This is a genomic window from Pseudoalteromonas sp. S558 (assembly GCF_005886635.1).
Taxonomy (GTDB): domain Bacteria; phylum Pseudomonadota; class Gammaproteobacteria; order Enterobacterales; family Alteromonadaceae; genus Pseudoalteromonas; species Pseudoalteromonas aliena.
The window spans coordinates 1-5,375 of the sequence record NZ_PNDU01000289.1 but is presented as its reverse complement, the minus strand read 5'-3'; the positions used below and the strand labels follow the sequence as shown (position 1 = coordinate 5,375).

Annotated in this window: 2 protein-coding genes; both read left to right on the top strand. The window is 35.3% G+C overall.

All coding sequences use genetic code 11. The features are described 5' to 3' along the window. Positions 1-266: 266 nt before the first annotated feature. Positions 267-3,527 (top strand): methyl-accepting chemotaxis protein, encoded by a 3,261-nt coding sequence (locus tag CWB66_RS17115; RefSeq protein ID WP_138586307.1) that lies wholly within the window; start codon positions 267-269, stop codon positions 3,525-3,527. 143 nt (positions 3,528-3,670) lie between these two features. Then, positions 3,671-4,663 carry a fatty acid desaturase gene (locus CWB66_RS17110; RefSeq protein ID WP_138586306.1) on the top strand — a complete coding sequence of 331 codons (993 nt, stop codon included), beginning with the start codon at positions 3,671-3,673 and terminating at the stop codon, positions 4,661-4,663. The last annotated feature ends 712 nt before the right edge of the window (positions 4,664-5,375 follow it).

Genomic DNA, 5,375 nt, shown 5'->3' with positions numbered 1-5,375 from the left:
AATCAGTAACAATAAGTATTTTGTAATATTTCACCACCTATAAATAGAAACTTATTAGATCACAAAATTAATGGAATTGGTATAATACTAATCGCTATAAGCATTTGAACAATTTAATCACCCTGTAATGTTATTCTCCCATCATTAAGCTAACCCTATATTTAAGCAATATTGATATTAACATTTCAAAAATTTATCTATGTTTGCTCACGCTTTAAAATATTATGTCCTACACTAGGCTAAGTTATCTTTTATAAGGATATTTTATGACATTGTCTAGCGGTTCAATTTTGGGTACGTTTCGTAATGTTGGGTTAACTAAAAAGCTTATTTTTTCTTTTTTATTTGTTGGGTTAATTCCCTTAATGCTTGTTATTGGCCTTGCTCTTTTTAGTTCATCAACTGCGTTAAATAAGCAAACTTATGCTCAGCTAGAGGCTGTAAGTGAAATAAAAAAAAGTGCTATTGAGCGCTATTTTGATGATATAGAGTCCCAGTTACTGTTTTTATCTCAAAGCCCTGAGGTTTTGGCAGCAGCAAATAAATTTATTGAAACATTTAAGGAGTCAGAATTTTCATTTGCCCTAAATGAATCTGAAAAACAGCACCTTGCTGATTTTTATTTGAATAGCTTTAATCCGAAGTACATTATTGAGAACGAGCAAAAAAAACCACCTACGACGATATTTCCACAACTTTCACAAAAAGCGCTCTTTTGGCAGTATCAATATATAGCCGATAACCCTCATCCTCTTGGTGAAAAAGCGAGCTTAAATCAATCTTCAATGACTAATAGCTATAATTTAGTGCATCTTAAGTTTCATCATTTTTTATATAATTTTGCAGAAAAGTTCAATTTTTACGATGTATTTATTGTAGATAATAAGTCAGGTGATGTGGTTTATTCGGTTTATAAAGAAGCTGATTTTGCTACATCTTTAACTAACGGCCCTTTTTCTAAGAGTAATTTAGCTAAAGTATTTAACCAAGCTAAAGATATTGCTGAAACTGAAGTTGTTTTTTCGGATTACCAGCAATATCTTCCTTCCTATGATGCACCCGCGAGCTTTATTGCTACACCTATTTACACCCAAGGAATTCATACAAGCACCTTGATTTTTCAATTATCTATCGATGCTCTAAATGAAATTATGACTGAACGTGCTGGTTTAGGTGTAAGCGGTGAGACTTATTTAGTTGGGCCTGATTTTTTAATGCGCTCTGACTCTTATCTTGACTCTAAAAATCGTTCTGTTATTAATTCATTTCGTTATCCTGCAGCCGGTGCTGTAAAAACAATTGCAACAAAAGAGGCCTTACAGGGTAAAGCTGGGCAACAGGTGATCACAGATTACAATGGATCGTTGGTATTATCGTCTTATAAACCTATTTCTATCTTAGGGGTTCAATGGTCCTTACTTGCTGAAATAGATAAGCAAGAAGCTTTTGGTGCCGTATCTCACTTAACAATGTTACTCGTTATTACGCTGATACTTTGTATTGCTGCAATTTTGACTATTGCGGTTCTGTTTTCTCGGACTTTAATTCAACCAGTGCAATTACTAGTTGATACTATGCGCCATGTTGAGCAGCAAGGTGACTTTTCAGTACGCTCCCCAGTGCTTTCCAAAGATGAAATAGGCTCAACAGCAAGCGCTTTTAATAGTTTGTTAGAGGCGTTACAAAGCTCTATTTCGCAAACGAATACTGTAATGAACAAAATGGCTGCAGGAGAGTTTAATCATAGGATAACAGTGGTATGTAAAGGTGAACTCGAATCATTAAAGCAAGCTACTAATAACTGCGCAAGTTCATTAGAACAAGCGATGACAGAACTAAACCATGTTATTGATGATATGAGCCAAGGTAACTTTAGTAGTCAAATAGCAACGCCGATGCAGGGGGAACTGGCGACCCTTAAATCGAACATAAATGGCTCATTACAATCATTAAATGGCACCATTGGTGAGATAGTTGAAGTAATGGGGCATATAGAAGAAGGTGATTTTAAACAGCAAGTAACCGTAGCCGCAAAAGGAACACTGGGACAATTGAAAGAAAGTGTGAATAATTCGGTACAAGGTTTGTCAGGAGCAATTACCAGTATAAGCGAGATAATGAGCTCGTTACATGACGGTGATTTTTCTAAGCGTATTGAGCAGCCTATGCAAGGACAATTAGGGCTTCTTAAAAATGATATCAATGCTAGCGTTGATAATTTAGCTCTGATAATAAAAGACATTAGTAATGTAATGGCGGCAGTAAGCCAAGGTGATTTTAAAAAGCAGGTTGATTGTAGTGCAAATGGTCAGTTATTTACGTTAAAACAAAATATTAATGATTCTATTATGAGTTTAGATAGTGCAGTGGGTGATATATCAAATGCAATGCTAGCGATCAGCCAAGGATGCTTTGATAAAAATATTGATACTATAATGAACGGTCAATTAGATTCATTAAAATATGATATTAACAGTTCAATAAATAATCTGAGTGTTATTATTTCAGAGCTTGCACGGGTAATGGCTGCTATGCGTAATGGTGACTTTAGTCAGCAATTAGAAACGCCAATGCAAGGGCAATTGGCCCAATTACAACGTGATGTAAACAGCTCTTTAACCATTACTGGTGATGCAATCAGCGAAGTGACGGGAGTACTAAGTGCGTTAGCGCAAGGAAATTTAGATAAGCAAGTTCAATCTGATTATAAAGGCGTTTTTGCTATTTTAAAAGAAGACGTTAATCAGACTATAGAAAAATTAACCAGTGTTATTATGAGCATTCAAAATAGTGCAAATCAAGTTTCGCAAAGTGCATCTGAAATAGCTTCAAGCAACGTTGAAATCAGCCAACGAACGGAAGAGCAAGCTGCAAACTTAGAGCAAGCCAGTGCTAATAGTAAGAACATGCTCGATGAGATTATACAAATTGCGAGCCAGTCCTCTGAAGCAGTTAAATTAGCAGGTAAAGCACAAACTTCGGCGGCTGAAGGTGGTGAGCTGTCAATACAAACCGTAAGCGCGATTGTTGAAGTAAACAACTCAAGTAAAGACATTAATGAGATTGTTTCAGTTATTGATGAAATTGCCTTTCAAACAAATTTATTAGCCCTTAACGCTGCAGTAGAAGCTGCGCGTGCAGGTGAGCATGGTCGCGGTTTCGCTGTGGTCGCAAATGAAGTAAGGCAGCTTGCTGGACGCAGTGCAGAATCCGCTAAACAAATTAAAAGGATAATTGGAGACAGCAATCAAAAAATAAATCAAGGAACAACTTTAGCTAATACATCGGGCGAAAAATTAAAACAAATAGTTAGTGCAGTGGAAGCTGTAAATTATATGATTATGTCAATTAATGACTCTACGAGTACTCAGCAACAGGCTATTAAGGAGGTAGATATTGTTGTACAGCGTTTAACCGCTTTAATTCAAGAAAGCTCTGCTATTACGGAGGAGACAATGGCTGCAGCAAAACAAATGGCTGATCAGGCAAATGATATGCGTAAATTATTACAATATTTTTCGTTTTAAATATTCAGCATGTTAATTTTAACTGAGGGTTTAAAGACAAAAAATGTCTTCGCATTATAAATTTGCAGGTGTTTTTAGGTATATTTTGGCTATGAGCACCGCTTCGGTTATTATCGTTACAAATTAAATACTGACTGCTACTTATGAACACGTTAAGCGCTAAACAAAATATTCAAGCAATTGTTAAAGCTATTAAAACGGAAGAAGCACTGCTTCGTCAAAAGCATCCATTACTAGCTCATCAAAATACGTTAGGGCTAATTATTTTACTCTTGTCACTGAGTGCATTAATAGGTGTTGGCGTTTTATATTATCTAACCATCATACCGGCTTGGGTGTGCATCATACTTGCTGCAATTGCAGCGTCCATCTCTCATGAGCTTGAACACGACCTCATACATAAACAATACTTTACTAATCAACCACTCATGCATAATTTTATGATGCTAACAGTATGGTTAATGCGGCCAAATACTATTAGTCCTTGGTACAGACGTAAAATGCATTTACACCATCATAAAACATCAGGCACGCAGCAAGATTTAGAAGAACGCTTAGTTGGCAATGGCATTAAAAACCCGTTTTTACGTGCTTTAGTTATTACTGATGGATTGCTAGGGTTGGTTATTTTTCAAAAACGCTTTAAAAAAGAAATTGATGGCTTTAGTTTTATGCGTATTTTTAATGCAGGATTCCCAATAGCGACAGCGTACTTTATTATTTTATATAGTGTAATAGTGTTCCATATTGTTAATTTATTTATGCCACTTTCAATAAATTCAGCTAGTTGGTTATTAAGTACTATAAACGTGTTTGAATTTTTAATGGTCGTGCTTATTGTGCCTAATATCATTCGTTCTAGTTCACTTAACTTTGTTACTTCAAGTATGCATTACTATGGCGGCGTTAATAATATGCTAGAGCAAACACATGTACTAACGAGCCGTTTATTTATGCCGTTTCATTTATTTTGTTTTAACTTTGGCCACACGCATACTATTCATCATTTTGTGCCAAATCAGCCGTTTTATCTACGACAAATGCTAAGTAACAAAGCGCTTAAAGTAATGAAACAACACAACGTGCGTTTTAATGATTTTGAAAGTATTAAAAATGCAAACTTATACAATCATTAATTAACCAGAGTTTCATTTAGAAAAATGTACTAAATGCCGCAAACAAGCTCTGTTTTTAAATGTACCCACCTCTATACCTAAAGAATGGAACCGCGACCGTCAGTTATTTCTAAGTACTTAATAAGCTCAGAGACGTTAGTGAATAGAGTATAGATCTTGCTAGTTTGATACTGCTGTAGTGCTATTACAGTAGTGAGCGGTATCGCAGTCTTACTTGGTTATTGTTTTTAAGTGAAAGCACGGCCTAGGGCATACAAGAAGAGTAGCAGGGGTAATGAGTTTTTATCCAATGATTTACATTGTAAGCTTAGAGATTGATCGGATAATTAATCCCAGACCTTCTAAAGCATAAATTTAAATTTGTGGTTTTGAAGCATCACACTATTTATGCTGAATAAATAATGTTTTTAATACAGCACCGTTTAGGGGAGAGTATTATGTATTACTTAAAACAATAATAAAAAAGCGTTTATTCTACCAATCCGCAATGATACTTAACCTGAACTCTGGTTAAGAGATTTACTAACGTATTGAATCATGGTGATATTTAAATTTATTTTCTCTAGCCAGAGATTTTCAGTGAAAACAAGGCGAATTTACGCGTCAATAGCTGGCCTATTGCAAGTAAATTCAACGCAGTTAGCGCTGAAAATAGCTGCTCGAGATAGATTTTTTATTCAGCATTCAGTATAATTTGATTGTTGATATTTAT

Excerpts from the sequence above, each read along its gene's own strand:
- CWB66_RS17115 (WP_138586307.1), top strand. The coding sequence starts at position 267 with ATGACATTGTCTAGCGGTTCAATTTTGGGTACGTTTCGTAATGTTGGG.
- CWB66_RS17110 (WP_138586306.1), top strand. The coding sequence starts at position 3,671 with ATGAACACGTTAAGCGCTAAACAAAATATTCAAGCAATTGTTAAAGCT.